This is a genomic window from Halomonas sp. SpR8 (genome assembly GCF_031010195.1).
Lineage (GTDB): Bacteria > Pseudomonadota > Gammaproteobacteria > Pseudomonadales > Halomonadaceae > Vreelandella.
This window is the reverse complement of the sequence record NZ_JAUAMC010000003.1, coordinates 219,426-233,588: the sequence shown is the minus strand read 5'-3', so window position 1 is coordinate 233,588 and position 14,163 is coordinate 219,426. Positions and strand designations below refer to the sequence as shown.

Genomic DNA, 14,163 nt, shown 5'->3' with positions numbered 1-14,163 from the left:
CTTGGAAACCGTATCTCGCTTGCTCATACCACCACCTCCTGATTGGCTGCTGCATCTGCCGCTGTGCCTGTAAAGAGGGCATCCAGCGCTTCAATCAGCGTGACCGGAGCGGGCACGGCGTGTACTCCGCGGGCGGCGGTGCGGCTGCCGCGCAGAAATACCGTCATCGAACCGCCCAAATGCTGGTGCGGGTCGTAGTCGGGCAGGCGCGCTTTGAGCAGCCGATGCAGCGCGAGAAGGTAGAGTGCTGCTTGCAGGTCGTAGCGCTTTTCGAGCATGGCGTTGCGCAGGGCTTCCGTGGTGTAGGCGCTGTCGTCGCTGCCCAGGTAGTTGGATTTCCAGTCGAGCACGTAGAAGCGGCCTTCATGCTCGAAGGCCAAATCGATAAAGCCTTTGAGCATGCCATTGAGGGTGTCGGCATCCAACGCGGGGCGCGATACCCCAGGCAGTAAGTGGTCACTTACCAGCTCATCCAACTTGCGCGTTCCCACCTGATGGGCGGCAAACCAGAACTCCAGCTCTACTTGGTAGCTGCCTAGTTCGCTTAGCGCCACTTGGTCGCTTTCACCAGGTTGTGAAAGTGGCTTTGACGAAGGCAGGGGAAGAGGGACATTGAGCAGCTCTTCAAACCAGCCCGCCAGCGTATCGTGCCATGCCTGCCAGCCGCGTAGCTGCACGCGCCGACGCAGCATATCTTCTCGTGCGGCGGGGTCTTCCAACGCTTTGTTAAAGCCTAGCTGGCCTGCCCACTCTAACAGCCCGTGCAGAAAGGTGCCGGGGCCGGGGCCACGCGGAAAGCGGTGCAGGTGAAACGCTTCGGTGTTGATGGCGTTATCGTGGGGCTCGTCCAGCACTTCCAGGGTGGTGGCTTCCTGGGGCGTGGTGGGTTCCGGCGTGGGTGTTGGCTGTGCTGTCGGTATCGCGCCGGAGATGGCCCCCGAGGTGCGCAGCGCCGAGTAGCTGGCGATCCACCACTGCTCTCGGGCGGGGCGCAGCGGGGTGCGGGCCAGCCCTAGCGCCTGCTGTTCTGGCGCGGGGGTAAAGCGCAGTGCAGTGGGTTCCGGGGCGGGGTTTAGCGCGATATCGCTGCCTTTTACTAGCTCGCCTAGCGCTTGGGTAAACCCGCTGGGGGCGATGGCCTTGCCGCCGTTGATCAGGTGGCCGATGGCGCTGTTCTCGCTGCCTTTTAGCGGGGCCAGCCCCAGCCAGGTGGCGTGGCGGGCGCGGGTGAGCGCGACGTAGAGCTTGCGCAGGTCTTCGCCCAGGCGTTCGCGGTCGGCGGTGGCCAGCGTGGCTTCATCTGCGCTTAGGCTGAGTTGCAGCTTGCCTTCGCTGTCATGCCAGCGTAGCGGTAGGTCGCTGTCGCTGACCGGGCGGTGGTTGGCGATAAACGGCAGGAACACCAGCGGGTACTCCAGCCCCTTGGATTTGTGGATGGTGACGACCTTGACCAGATCGGCGTCGCTCTCCAGGCGCAGCTTGTGGCTGTCGCCGTGGCTGTCCGGGTCGGCAATCGCCTCGGCCAGAAAGCGAATCAGCGCGTGTTCGCCATCCAGCTCTTGGCTGGCGTGCTGAAGCATTTCGCCCAGGTGGAGCAGGTCGGTTAGCAAACGCTCACCCTCGGCAAATTCGGCCAGCAGCCGGGCGGCGATATCAAAATCGACCATCAGGCGGCGCACCAGTGGCAGTACGCCTTGGCGCTGCCACAAGCGGTGGTAGTCGCTGAACTGCTCAACCCGCGCTTCCCAGGCCAGCTCGCTCTGGTTGAGGTGGTCGAGCTCTTCAAGGCTGAGCCCAATCACCGGCGTGGCCAGGGCGGCACGTAGCTTGGCCTCCGCTTGACGGGAGTTGGCCTGGGGCTCGGCGCAGGCGCGTAGCCAAATAGCCAGCTGCGGGGCGATGGGGGAGCTAAACACCTTGTCGTGATCGGAAAGGTACACGCTCTTGATGCCCCGGCTGGCCAGCGCCAAGCGAATCGCCCGGGCTTCCTGCAGGCCGTTGACCAGCACGGCCATATCCGAGGGGGCCAGCGGAGTGAGCGATTGCTCTCCGTTATCGTCCCCAGGTTCAACAACGGGTGCAAAGCCCGCCTGCAACTCGCGGCCTGCTTCCAATAGCGCGGCCATCTGTGAGGCGAAGCGCTCGGCCATTTCGGTTTGGTAGGCGGTTTTGGAGAGCGGCTCGTCGCTTTCCAGGGGCCATAGGGTCATCGCCGGTAGCGGTTGGCCGTTGAGTACCAACGAGTCCTTGGTGCCTTTGGCGTTGACGGGGTTAAACGGCAGCGGGTTGTTGCCACCATCAGCGCGGAACAGAAAGGCCCCGGCGTCGTGCTTATCGGCATAGCTAAAGCAGTGGTTGACCGCATTTACCATCGCTTTGCTGGAGCGGAAGTTGGTGCCTAGCGTGACGTGGCGGCCATCGGTGTCGTGGCGGGCCTGCAGGTAGGTGAAGATATCCGCACCGCGAAAGGCGTAGATGGCCTGCTTGGGGTCGCCGATCAGTAGAATGGCGCTATCGCGACGGGGCGTGGCGACGTCATACACGGCGTTAAAAATGCGGTACTGGATCGGGTCGGTGTCTTGGAACTCGTCGATCAGTGCCACAGGGAACTGGCGCTGGATCTGCGCCGCCAGGGCGTCTCTGTTGGGGCCTTTTAGGGCGCGATCTAAATGGGTGAGCAGGTCGTTGGGGCCCATTTCGGCGCGGCGCTCTTGTTCGCGCTCCAGCCGGGCGCGGCACCACTGCACGGCGTGAATCAGCAGGTCGTTGCGGGGCTCGGGCAGGGCATCCAACACTTGTGGTAGTTGCGCCAGCGCTTGCCAAACTTGCGGGCAGGGTGGCGCGCCGTCTTTCCAGATATCGGCCATGCCATCCGGCGTCATGCGTTTCCAGGCGGCGTCGGTGAGTGCGGGGCGGTCAGCATCGCTTTCGCACCATTCGCGCAGGGCGCCTAGCCAGTTGGCGCGGCTTTTGGCGTTGAAGCTTTGGCCTTTGAAGGCTTTGCTTTTGGCGGCCTCTTCCAGGGCGGGTACCAGTTCGTCCAGCCAGGCGGGCCAGGGGGCTTTGAGTTCGCTAAGCTGGGCGCTGCGTTCGGCCTGGGTGGCGGCCAGAGTTTCGCTGGGTGCGGGCTTTGCGCCGCCCAGCGCTTCGCTTTCGGGCAGCAGCCGTTGCAACGGGGCGTGCAGGTCGTCCGGGGATTTCCAGTAGCGGGTGACAATGCCTAGCGCGTCGCTGTCCAGCGGGTAGTAGAAGCTGCGCCAGTAGTCGCGCACCACTTCCTGTTCAAGCTCGCGCTGGTCGTTCTCTAGATTGAGCGAGAACAGGCTGCCGCTATCGAAGGCGTGTTCGCGCAGCATGCGGTAGCACCAGCTATGGATGGTGGAAACCGCGGCTTCGTCCATCCATTCAGCGGCCAGGGCCAAGCGCCGCGAGCAGGCGGGCCAGGTGGCGGGGGCATATTGGTCGCGGAGTTCTAGGAGCAACGGATCGTCCGCAGGCTCGGAAGCAGGCCACTGCGAGGGCGCTGTGAACCCATCCTTGGGCGCTACTTTTGCCATCCCTGGCAAAAGACCCTCTCCGTGACCTGCTTCCTTCGCGTCTGGCCCCTTACGAAACACTTCTGCTGCTTCTACCAGCCGGTTGCGGATCCGTTCGCGTAGCTCTTGGGTGGCGGCGTTGGTAAAGGTAACGACCAGAATTTCCGGCGGGGTGAGCGGGCGCACAAAGGCCGTGTCGTCTTCCGTACTGTGACCGCCGAGTACCAAGCGCACGTAGAGCAGTGCGATGGTGAAGGTTTTACCGGTGCCTGCGCTTGCCTCTATCAACCGGCTGCCGTGGAGCGGGAGGCTCAATGGATTGAGTGGGGCGGGCTGGCTCATCACTGAACTCCAGTAGCAGACAATAGAAAGCAAATCGGCCCAACATGGGGCCTAGACTGTATGAGAGCCCCGCCACCTGATAATCTTGTCGCCGAGCCACACTTGGTGCAATGAGTTTACGCTACCGGCGGCTTCGGTTCACTCTAACGATGGGATCTCATGCTGACATCGCTGCTGGATAATGACTTCTACAAGATCACGATGCAGAACGCCGTGATCAAACGCTTTCCCTATGCCCATGCGCGCTACGCCTTTATCAATCGTGGCGAGCATGCGTTTCCTGATGGCTTCGGCGCTGAGCTTCGTCGCGAAGTCGATAAGATGGCGGAACTTCGCCTGGGCGATGATGAAAAGCGCTATCTCGAAAACACCTGTCCTTATCTCGACCCTACCTATCTCGATTTCCTCGCCGGGTTTCACTACAACCCCAGCGAAGTGATTATCGAGCAGCAGGGAAGCGAGCTTTCGGTGATTATCGAAGGGCCGTGGTATCGCACCATTCTCTGGGAGGTGCCGCTGATGGCGTTGATCAGCGAGCTTTGGTATCAGCTGCGCGACATTTCGATCACGCCGGAGGCCGATGCGCAGATTGAGCAGCGCGCTCAGGAGAAGATCGAGCTTTATCGCCGCTTAGGGTTGAAGATTGCCGAGTTCGGTACTCGTCGACGCTTCTCGTATGATGTTCAAGACCGCGTGGTGGGCGCGCTTGGGCATTATGGCGGCGAGGCATTCAGCGGCACCAGCAATGTGCTGCTGGCCATGCGCCACGGCGTTAAGCCGATCGGCACCCACGCTCACGAGTGGTTTATGTTCCACGGTGCGCGCTTTGGTTTCAAAATGGCCAATAGCCTCGCGCTTGAGCATTGGGTGGATGTGTATCGTGGTGATCTCGGCATTGCCTTGACCGATACCTTTACCTCGCGAGCCTTTTTCGACAGCTTCGATAAAAAGTTCGCCAAGTTGTTCGATGGTGTTCGCCACGATAGTGGTGATCCGTTTGAGTTTGCCTCCCAGACCATCGCGCACTATGAGCGTCTGGGCATCAATCCGTTGAGCAAGACGATTATCTTCTCGGATGCGCTGACGCCGGAGAGGGTCGAGCGTATCCAGGCCTTTTGCCAGGATCGCATCGGCATGGCGTTTGGTATTGGCACCAACTTCACCAACGATGTGGGCTTCGAGCCGATGAACATGGTGGTGAAAATGGTCGAGGCGCGCCCAGAAGGACAAGGCTGGCTTCCGGTGATCAAACTCTCCGATGTGGCGGAAAAGAACACCGGCGATCCGGAAATGATCGCCCTGGCGAAGCGGGTATTGTCGCTGAATCAGAAGAGCGACTAGCTCTTCACTGAACGATGCAGCGGCGCATAGAGCGCTTCGGTCAGCGTAGCGAAACTGTGGCCCAGGGCGCGCTCACTAAACAGCTGCTCAAAGCTGGGCCACTGGTGGGAGAGGTAGGCGCTTTGGGCGACTTCGCCGGTTTGGAAACGGCCGCCTTCGTAGGCGGTTTCGGCGGCGGCGTAGGCGTCGCTATCCGGCTCGGATTCTGGCGTGCCCAACTTGGCCAGCCAAGCGAAAGCGGCTTGGGGGGCCAGCGGTAGCGGCGCCTGCATGCCATCACACCATGCGCTGAGTAGCGCCTCTAGCTGGTAGCGGGCATTGTCGGCTTCTAGCGGCTCCAGCCGTACATGGCCTGCTTTTGAGAGTAGCTGGGTGGTCATCGGCCGCTCAATATTGCCCGCTAAGTGAGCGACCCAGGGGCGCAGCAAGTGCTGCCAACGGTATTGGCCGCGGCCACGCCCCTGGCTGACCAGGCTGCTGCTGAGCAGTAGCAGGCGGCAGTGATTGCCTGCCTCATCTTGGCGCAGCTCCCCCAACCAATCTTCCAGCGTAACACTTCCTTCCACATAAACTGCTTGAGGTGCGGCCACTACTTGGGGCCACTCTTGCAGGGCTTCTTCGTAGGCACCAAACAGCGCCTCCATCGGCTCCGCCAGTGCTTCGCGCATCCGTTCGCCAAAGGCGCCCACTGCCAGCACGCCCTGACCTTTAAAACGTTCCAGTGCCAAGTGCAGCGCTTCGATACGCGGCTGGCCGTTATCTACGGCGTGGCGTTGGGCGGCGATTAACTGATCCTGCAACTGCCAGTTCTGCAGCCCATCCAGAGTGAAGGGCTCAACGTCCAGCTGGGTGAGTTCTTCCTGCTCGAAGTAGACGCCCAGGCGGTGATTGAAAAACGCTTTGGCCGGTTCGCGCAGAAAGCTGCCTAGCTGGGCAAGGGTTAACGTGCTCTGCTGTTCGGTGTCCGGTTTTAGCTTCGATGGCTGCGAACCTTGGGAGCTTTCGCTTCGCGGTGCGTGCAGGGCGTGCCACTCGTGGGCGTATGTGAATAGGCGTGCCTGGGCGGGGGAGTCGCTGGCTTGTTGAGTAAAGTAGCGGCGACTAAACGGCTGTAGCGGATGCTCGGTGGTCAGGGCCTCGAGCAGCGGCTCGCCGTGTTGCGTGCGCCAGCCCGCTTCAAGGTGGTCGCGCAGCTGGCCGACCAGTACCGAGGGCGGCATGGGGTTGTTGTCGATCTGACTGCGGCCCACCCAACTGATGTAAAGCTGTTGGCGGGCGGAGAGCAGCGCTTCAAGAAACAGGTAGCGGTCGTCTTCCCGCCGCGAGCGGTCGCCGGGCCGGTAGTCGCTGCCCATCAGGTCGAAATCCAGCGGCGGCTGGGAGCGCGGGTACTCGCCGTCGTTCATGCCCAGCAAGCACACCCGCTTGAAGGGTATGGCGCGCATCGGCATTAAGGTGGCGAAGTTAACTGCCCCAGCCAGGAAGCGCTGGGAAAGGCTGTGCTCGTCGATCTGCCCCAGCCAGTGTTCGCGCACCATGGAGAGCGGCAGGGGATCAAAAAGCGCGGCCTCTTCGGTGCTGTCCAACAGCTGCTGTAGCGCTGTCTCCAGTTTGGTGAGCATGACGCTTTCTTGGGCGTCGTCGGTGAGGAAGTAGGTCTCTAGCAGTTCACGCAGCCGGGCCACCCAGCTGGCGGCGTCGGTAGGCTGGCAGAAGGTCTCCCAGGTGCTTTCCAACTTCTCCAGCAGGTTCGCCAGCGGCCCTGCTAGTGAGGCTTCCAGCCCGCCAATATCGTCAAACGGCTCGATGCCCTGCCAGGCTTCGGCGCTGCCTACCGTATACCCCAGCAGCAGGCGGCGCAGGCCAAACGCCCAGGTGTTCTGGGTGAGGCCTTCGGGTAGATCCAGCCGGGTGCGCTGTTCGGCATTAAGCCCCCAGCGAATCCCCGCGCCCTCAATCCAGCGGCTAAGGGTGGGTAGGTCGTGTTCATCAATGCCAAATCGGCTGCGCAGGGCGGGGACTTCCAGCAGGTCTAACAGGTCGCTCACCGAGAGGCGCAGCTCCGGCAGGCGCAGCAGTTTTTCCAGCGCGATCATCATCGGCAGGCGGTGGCGGCTGGCCTGATCAGAAAGCGTGTAGGGAATGTAGCGCGGGTCGTCGGGTTTCGAGTGATAGCTACCGAAAGCGGAACGGTACTGGCCGAATACGGCTTCAATATGCGGCGCGTAGCGGTCGATATCCGGCACCATGACGATGATGTCGCGGGGGCGCAGATCCGGATCGGCGCTGAACGCGGCTAGCAGCTGATCGTGAAGGATCTCCACTTCCCGTTGGGGGCCGTGGGCGATATGAAACACGATAGAGTCGTCGCTGGTCGGGTCTAGCGCGGGCCAGTGGGTTTGAGTTTCCGCGACTGGGCGCAGCTCACGGATATCATCTTGGAGCTGGCTGAGTAGGCAACTGTGTTCGTCGCTGCTAAACGGCTCAAACATATCAATACGGAGCGCTTGCTGCTCGAACAGGGTTTGGTAGTTGCCCGAATCATCGTGCTCATCGAGCAGGCGCAGGTAGTCACGCCCTTGCTTGCCCCAGGCTGCTAGCAGTGGCTGGGCGTGCAGGTGCAGGGCATCGCTGGCGTCACCGGTACCCAACACATCCAAGGCATCGGGCATGCCTGCCTTGCGTTGCTGGCGGTAGCGGCTGGCGCGCAGCAGGTCTTTGTGTTCGATAATATCTGCCCAGTAGAACTGGCAGGGGTTGTGCACACAGAGCACAATTTGGCAGCAGCGCGACAGCGCCGCCAAAGCTTCCAGCGTTTGCTGCGGCAGCGATGAGATGCCGAAAATAATCAGCCGCCGGGGTAGGCCGGACGGGCACTGCTGACCTTCAAGCTGAACGGCGGCGTCCAAAAAACGGCTGTGTACCTGGGCGCGGCTGCTGTTAAGGCCTGCCTCACCTAGAGTATTAGCCACATCGTCGCGCAGTGCGCGCCATAAAGCGGGCTGCCACAGCTGGTGTGCTTCCAGCGGGCGGGCTTCGCCACGGGCGGTGATGAGTACATCGTTGCCTCTCGCCCAGGCGTCCAGCCAGTCGGCGCGGTAGACCTGATACTGGTCGAACAGATCCGCTAGCCGTTCGGCCAGTTGATAGTGTTTGCGCTGGTCGCGGTCGACCTCTAAAAAGCGCGCTAGTGGCGCAAAGGCTTCCTGCTCGGCAAGGCTGGGCAGCAGGCGTAGTAGGCGCCATATCAGCCGCGATTTATCAAATGGCGAGGTTTCGGGAACTGCCTCGGTGTCTGCCGTCGTGTGGGTCAGCACCGTGCGGTAGGCTTGCCATAGAAAGCGTGCGGGCAGCGTCACGTTCAGCGCCGCCGCTATGCCCGCTCCACCTTGGGCCGGGTCTTCTGCCAATGCCAGTTTCAGCCACTGCCCGATACCGTTGCTCTGCACCAGAATGGTCTCATTCTCAAGCGGCGAAAGCGGGTGTCGCTGCATCCACTCCACTGCCAAACCGCGCAAATCTTCCAGGCGATTGGCGTGTACCACCATAAAGCCCGGCGTTAACGGCGTTGGTGAGAGCAGCGGGTTTGCAGACATGCGCGATGTTTCCTAATGGGTGAGCAGCGGAGTGGATGATTCCTTCACGGCTAAGGCGGTGGCTAAGTGTATGGTGCCATAAGTTTAGTTCTGAAGCTTGAATCCCTAGCATCCTAGATAAGAGCTGCTATGATGAATATGTGATGCATATAAGTTGCATATTGGCTGTGTAAGTGTAGCAGGAGGTTGTCGATGGCAATGGACACGGTAAAAGAATCTCTCAATGAGCCTTCTGGGTATCGGGTGCCCGACTCGTTCGAGCGATTTTTGGCTGACCTGAAGGGCGTTGCTCGCGAAGAGCGTCACCCACTGATTAACCCAAGGTTGTTCGCCAGCGCATTGAGTATCGATATCCAAACGCTGGCCACCCACGCGAATGTCCACCGCACGACGATCTCACGTGCTCAGGGGGCGGAAAAACTACAACGTTATCTGCGGGATGCACTTCGAGTGCTCGGCGCTGCGGCAGATATTAATGGTGATTTTCATGACGCCTTGTTTTGGTTTCGCAATGAACCTCTTGGTGCGTTTGACTATAAAACACCCGAGCAACTCGTAAGTGAGGGACGCGCAGATGACCTGCTGCGTTATGTTCAGGCGCTACAAGCGGGTGTGGTGGGATGATATTGCTGCCAGAGCTAAAAACTCAGGCATACCGTGTGCATGTTCCACGTTGGGCATTTTCACCTACCAGCGGGGCTGGTGCGAGAGAGCATGGCGGGCGGCTGAACCGTGTTGGTGTAGATGCGTTATATCTCTCGCTTGAGAAACAGACCGCGTTAGCGGAGTACAAACAGCTTTCTGCATTAATGCCTCCTGGGCTGATTGTTAGCTATACGGTCAGCGTGACTAGTATTGTCGATTTTCGATCAGGTTATAACTCAAAATGGGATAGCCTGTGGCAAGAGCTTAACTGTGACTGGCGTAAGTATTGGTTTAATCAGCGTATTGAGCCGCCTAGCTGGCTATTAGGCGATATGGTGTTGGAGCAGGGGGCTAAGGGAATACTTTTTCCTTCGTTGGCATACGGCTCAGGCACTAACCTCGTTCTCTATACTGAAACGCTGACAGAGAACGATATGCTTGAGGTCTATGATCCCAAAGGCGATTTGCCACGTGATGCACGATCCTGGCAGTAATTACTTTTAATAACATTACTTATACGGCCTCTAGCCTTGCGCGAACGCCGTAGCATCGCCAAGCTATGCGGATACCGTGAACAACGCTAAGAGAGATCTCCAATGACCGACCCTACCAATAATTCCCGCCGCCACTCTGCTCAAGTAGTCGATGGCCCTGGCAAAGCCGCTAGCCGCGCCATGCTGCGCGCCGTGGGTTTTAGTGATGAAGATTTCAAAAAGCCTCAGGTAGGTATTGCCTCTACCTGGAGCATGGTGACGCCTTGCAATAGCCATATTAATGAACTGGCCGAGTTTGCCCGTGATGGCGCCGATGCGGGCGGCGGTAAGGGTGTGATTTTCAATACCATCACCATTTCCGATGGTATTGCCAATGGCACCGAAGGTATGAAGTACTCGCTGGTGTCGCGGGAAGTGATCGCCGACTCCATCGAAACCGTGGCGGGCTGCGAAGGCTTTGATGGCTTGGTCGCGATTGGCGGCTGCGATAAGAACATGCCGGGCTGCCTGATGGGCTTGGCGCGTTTGAACCGCCCCAGCGTGTTTGTGTACGGCGGGACCATTATGCCGGGTAAAGGGCACACCGATATTGTCTCCGTGTTTGAAGCCATGGGCGCGCACTCACGCGGCGATATCGATTTGATCGAACTTAAAAACATCGAAGAAACCGCCATTCCGGGCCCCGGTTCCTGTGGCGGTATGTACACCGCCAACACCATGGCCTCGGCCATTGAAGCACTGGGTATGAGCCTGCCGGGCAGTTCGGCGCAGAACGCCATCTCCCAAGAGAAGCGTGACGACTGTAAAGCCGCGGGCGAAGCGGTGCTGGCGCTACTGGCCGACGACATCAAGCCCTCCGATATCATGACCCGCGAGGCGTTTGAGAACGCGATTACTGTGGTGATTGCGCTCGGCGGTTCCACCAATGCGGTGCTGCACCTTATCGGTATGGCGCGCACCATTGGCGTTGAACTCACCCTTGCCGACTTCACCGAGATTGGTAAGCGCGTACCGGTACTGGCGGATCTGCGCCCCAGCGGCCATTACATGATGAGCGAGCTGGTGGCGATTGGTGGTATTCAGCCGCTGATGAAAATGCTGCTTGATGCGGGCTTGCTCAACGGCGAATGTTTGACCGTGACCGGTAAAACGCTGGAAGAGAACCTGGCTGAGGTTGAGCCTTATCCTGCTGAGCCCCCGATCATTGCGTCGCTGGGTAATCCGATTAAAGCAGAAAGCCATCTGCGTATGCTTTACGGCAACCTAGCCCCAGAAGGCGCAGTCGCCAAAATTACCGGCAAAGAGGGGACGCGCTTCTCTGGCTCGGCGCGAGTATTTGGCTCGGAAGAGGAGGCCCAGGCGCGCATCAATGATGGCACTGTGGTCGCTGGCGATGTCGTGGTGATTCGCTACGAAGGCCCGAAAGGAGGCCCGGGAATGCGCGAAATGCTCACGCCGACATCCGCGATTATGGGCCGGGGTCTCGGCAATGACGTGGCGCTGATTACCGACGGGCGTTTCTCGGGCGGTAGCCATGGCTTTGTGGTCGGCCATGTGTCGCCGGAAGCCTTCGACGGCGGCCCGCTGGCGCTGGTGGAAGATGGCGACATCATCACTATTGACGCCGTGGCCGATACGATTGACATGCGTGTGCCTGAAGAAGAACTTATGCGCCGGAAGGCGGCGTGGCAGCGGCCTGAGCCGCGCTATAAGCGGGGCGTGCTGGCCAAGTATGCACGCTTGGTTAGCTCGGCCAGTACCGGTGCGGTGACCGACCAGGAATAACCACGCTGCCGTGATGAGCATCTTGTCATGAACTGGTTGTCATAAAGCGTTAAAGCGCAAGGCTTACTATAAGAGCCTTGCGTTTTTTAATTGGGTAACAGGTGGTTGATATGGTGGAGCAAACGCAGACACGTGGGCGCATAGGTGAGGTTTTTTGGGCATTTTTAGCCCTCGGCTTAACGTCTTTTGGAGGCCCTGTGGCGCACCTTGGCTATTTTCGCACCGCGTTTGTGGAGCGCCGAAAGTGGTTAACCGAAAGCGCCTATGCTGATCTCGTGGCGCTATGCCAGTTTTTGCCGGGGCCCGCGAGTAGTCAGGTGGGTTTTGCGCTTGGCTTACTGCGTGCAGGCCCCTGGGGCGCGGCCATGGCGTGGTTGGCGTTTACGCTACCTTCCGCGATCGTGCTGGTGCTGTTTGCCTTTGGCGCGGCGGTGCTGGATGGCCCTATCGCCAGCGGTATTATTCACGGCTTGAAAGTAGTGGCGGTAGCCATTGTGGCTCACGCGGTATGGGGCATGGCGCGCAACCTCTGCCCCGATAAAACCCGTGCGGCAATTGCGCTTGCGGCAATTTTCACGGTGGTACTGGTCAGTGGCCCGCTGGGTCAAGTCGCGGCGATTATACTGGGTGGATTAGCCGGGCTAGCGCTGTGTCGCGATGGCGCTGCTGCTACGGCAAGTGAACCGCTGCATTTTCCGGTATCGCGCCGGGTGGGTATGGTGGCTCTGGGGCTGTTCGGAGGGTTATTGATTCTGCTGCCACTATTGGCGGGAAGCGCCCTTTGGCCCAACATTATTGATGCATTTTACCGTTCAGGCGCACTGGTGTTTGGCGGTGGGCACGTGGTGCTGCCGCTTTTAGAAGCTGAAGTGGTGCAGTCGGGTTGGATTACGCCGGATGAGTTTTTGGCTGGTTACGGTGCGGCCCAAGCGGTGCCGGGGCCGCTATTTACTTTTGCGGCTTATTTAGGCGCACTGCTGCCGGGTATCAATGGTTTTGTTGGCGCCTTGCTGGCACTGCTAGCGATCTTTATCCCCGGCTTTTTGCTATTAGTCGGCGTGCTGCCATTTTGGAATCAGTTTCGTCAGTGGGGCAGTGCCCAGGCATTAATGCGCGGTGCTAACGCAGCGGTCGTGGGTATTTTAGGCGCAGCGCTTTATCAGCCGGTGTGGACGAGCGCCATTATAGGCAAAGAAGAGTTCGCTTTGGCACTGACAGGGTTTTTACTGCTAACCGTATGGAAGCTGCCCGCCTGGGTGGTGGTCGCAGTGATAGCGTTGGGGGGAATTGCGATTGCGCCTTAAGGGAAGGCAAAAGAGGTTTAGTAATATAAAAGAAAAAAATGTATCAGACCGCCGAGAGGCGGTCTGTTGCTGAGGGGCAATAAGAAAGCAGAAAAGTAGCTGCTATGGCGCCTCCAGCTCTAAGGTGCGACGCAGGGCGTGAAGTTCATCCACTCCCAGGTGCTCAAGCCTTCCGGCGAGCAGGTCGCTAATTTTCTGAACGGGAAGCCCAGCCCTGCGGGCTATATCTCGGCTTCCTAGGTCTGATACGGCGATCAGACGTATGATAATACGCATTAATCGCGTACGTTTTTCAAGTTCCCTGACGTCGAGGTCAGGGCTGCTTCGCGGAGGATCAAGCTGTTCCGCAGTGGCAGTTGCGCGTGCCGTGCTCATGTGGCTCCATTAGTCTGAAATGACAATCACACAATGCCGCCAACCGGTGCGTATTTCAATGCCTATTTTGATGAAAATTTCACCCCCTCTGCAAAGCCCGCAAACGGCCTGGCTCTGGTAAACTATCCGCCTTCTTATTTTGTTGTGTGCCTAGGCAGGTGCACGCTACTTTTTTACTTTTAATCTCGCTTTTAAAGGCCGATGGGCCGAGGAGTTTTGCATGTCGTCGAACAGCGCACCCAAGGTGGGCGTGATCATGGGGTCCAAGTCTGACTGGCCGGTCATGGAGCACGCGGTTTCCATGCTGGAGCGTTTGGGCGTGGCCTATGAAACTCGCGTGGTGTCGGCGCACCGCACGCCTGACTTGCTGTTCGACTATGCCAAGAGTGCTGCCGAGCGGGGCTTACAGGTGATTGTGGCGGGCGCAGGCGGCGCCGCTCACTTGCCGGGTATGGTGGCTTCGCAAACAGCGCTGCCGGTGCTGGGTGTGCCGGTGGAGTCGAAAGCCCTGAAAGGCCTGGATTCGCTGCTCTCGATTGCACAGATGCCGGGCGGTATCGCGGTGGGTACGCTGGCGATTGGTAAAGCGGGCGCCACCAACGCGGGTTTGTTAGCCGCACAAATTGTCGGCCTGCAAGATGTCACTGTGCGCAGTGCTGTCGAAGCGTTTCGCGCTGAGCAGACGCAGAAAGTCCTCGATAACCCGGATCCGCGCCCCGAGCCGGAAGCAGAATAAGGAGGCTAT

9 protein-coding genes are annotated in these 14,163 nt (G+C 59.5%); 6 read left to right on the top strand and 3 right to left on the bottom strand.

All coding sequences use genetic code 11. The features are described from left to right. Positions 1 to 23: 23 nt before the first annotated feature. Positions 24 to 3,878, bottom strand: a complete 3,855-nt coding sequence (gene recB / locus QT230_RS07615) for an exodeoxyribonuclease V subunit beta (protein WP_308321000.1) — start codon at positions 3,876 to 3,878, stop codon at positions 24 to 26. Between the two features lie 159 nt (positions 3,879 to 4,037). On the opposite strand from recB, the gene pncB reads away from it, so the two are divergent. Next, the gene (gene pncB, locus QT230_RS07610; RefSeq protein WP_308320998.1) at positions 4,038 to 5,219 is read left to right on the top strand and encodes a nicotinate phosphoribosyltransferase; all 1,182 of its coding nucleotides are present in this window, start codon (positions 4,038 to 4,040) and stop codon (positions 5,217 to 5,219) included. Here pncB and recC read toward each other — a convergent pair. After that, the gene (gene recC / locus QT230_RS07605; RefSeq protein ID WP_308320996.1) at positions 5,216 to 8,815 is read right to left on the bottom strand and encodes an exodeoxyribonuclease V subunit gamma; all 3,600 of its coding nucleotides are present in this window, start codon (positions 8,813 to 8,815) and stop codon (positions 5,216 to 5,218) included. The genes pncB and recC overlap by 4 nt on opposite strands. 192 nt (positions 8,816 to 9,007) lie before the next feature. Here recC and QT230_RS07600 point away from each other — a divergent pair, with 192 nt between their 5' ends. The 4 genes from QT230_RS07600 (at position 9,008) to chrA (ending at position 13,043) form a co-directional block, all read left to right on the top strand. Then, positions 9,008 to 9,439: a DUF2384 domain-containing protein gene (locus tag QT230_RS07600; protein WP_308320995.1), complete on the top strand. Its 432-nt coding sequence runs from the start codon at positions 9,008 to 9,010 to the stop codon at positions 9,437 to 9,439. A 35-nt stretch (positions 9,440 to 9,474) separates the two neighbouring features. Then, a complete protein-coding gene (locus tag QT230_RS07595; RefSeq protein WP_308320994.1) occupies positions 9,475 to 9,954 on the top strand; it encodes an RES domain-containing protein in 480 nt (159 codons plus the stop codon). A gap of 102 nt (positions 9,955 to 10,056) precedes the next feature. Continuing rightward, entirely contained in the window at positions 10,057 to 11,739 is a 1,683-nt protein-coding gene (gene ilvD, locus QT230_RS07590; RefSeq protein ID WP_308320993.1) for a dihydroxy-acid dehydratase, read from the top strand. 110 nt (positions 11,740 to 11,849) lie between these two features. Further along, entirely contained in the window at positions 11,850 to 13,043 is a 1,194-nt protein-coding gene (gene chrA / locus QT230_RS07585) for a chromate efflux transporter (RefSeq protein ID WP_308320991.1), read from the top strand. 102 nt (positions 13,044 to 13,145) lie between these two features. On the opposite strand, the gene QT230_RS07580 is transcribed toward chrA, so the two are convergent. Beyond that, positions 13,146 to 13,418 (bottom strand): XRE family transcriptional regulator, encoded by a 273-nt coding sequence (locus QT230_RS07580; protein ID WP_308320990.1) that lies wholly within the window; start codon positions 13,416 to 13,418, stop codon positions 13,146 to 13,148. Positions 13,419 to 13,638: 220 nt separating this feature from the next. Here QT230_RS07580 and purE point away from each other — a divergent pair, with 220 nt between their 5' ends. Then, positions 13,639 to 14,154 carry a 5-(carboxyamino)imidazole ribonucleotide mutase gene (purE, locus tag QT230_RS07575; RefSeq protein ID WP_308320989.1) on the top strand — a complete coding sequence of 172 codons (516 nt, stop codon included), beginning with the start codon at positions 13,639 to 13,641 and terminating at the stop codon, positions 14,152 to 14,154. Positions 14,155 to 14,163 lie beyond the last annotated feature (9 nt).

Coding starts and splice junctions, on each gene's coding strand:
- recB (WP_308321000.1), bottom strand. CDS start 3,878: ATGAGCCAGCCCGCCCCACTCAATCCATTGAGCCTCCCGCTCCACGGC.
- pncB (WP_308320998.1), top strand. CDS start 4,038: ATGCTGACATCGCTGCTGGATAATGACTTCTACAAGATCACGATGCAG.
- recC (WP_308320996.1), bottom strand. CDS start 8,815: ATGTCTGCAAACCCGCTGCTCTCACCAACGCCGTTAACGCCGGGCTTT.
- QT230_RS07600 (WP_308320995.1), top strand. CDS start 9,008: ATGGCAATGGACACGGTAAAAGAATCTCTCAATGAGCCTTCTGGGTAT.
- ilvD (WP_308320993.1), top strand. CDS start 10,057: ATGACCGACCCTACCAATAATTCCCGCCGCCACTCTGCTCAAGTAGTC.
- chrA (WP_308320991.1), top strand. CDS start 11,850: ATGGTGGAGCAAACGCAGACACGTGGGCGCATAGGTGAGGTTTTTTGG.
- QT230_RS07580 (WP_308320990.1), bottom strand. CDS start 13,418: ATGAGCACGGCACGCGCAACTGCCACTGCGGAACAGCTTGATCCTCCG.
- purE (WP_308320989.1), top strand. CDS start 13,639: ATGTCGTCGAACAGCGCACCCAAGGTGGGCGTGATCATGGGGTCCAAG.